Consider the following 261-nt stretch of genomic DNA (forward strand, 5'->3'; position numbering starts at 1 on the left):
TCCCGCTCCGCGCAGTCATAGACTCATGCCAACTGGTTCGGGTTGCGGAAGAGGGGTGGCGGGTGAAGGCAGGCGTAGCACGTGAAGCGCTCGACGGCGAGCGTCGCGTCGCGGCGACGCCCGAGACGGTCAAGCAACTGACGGGGTTGGGATTGGCAGTTGAAATCGAGTCCGGCGCAGGCCTCGCCGCGGGCCACAGCGACAGCGATTACCGGCACGCCGGCGCTTCGGTGGTGCAAGGCTTGGACCTCGGGACGCTCG

Annotated in this window: 1 pseudogene; it reads left to right on the plus strand. The window is 67.8% G+C overall.

Annotated features, from left to right (window positions below):
* Positions 1-62: 62 nt before the first annotated feature.
* Positions 63-261, plus strand: a pseudogene (gene pntA / locus SB772_RS42515) (NAD(P)(+) transhydrogenase (Re/Si-specific) subunit alpha); the annotation flags it as partial.

The sequence above is a fragment of the Paraburkholderia sp. SIMBA_030 genome (genome assembly GCF_046535245.1).
Taxonomy (GTDB): Bacteria; Pseudomonadota; Gammaproteobacteria; order Burkholderiales; family Burkholderiaceae; genus Paraburkholderia.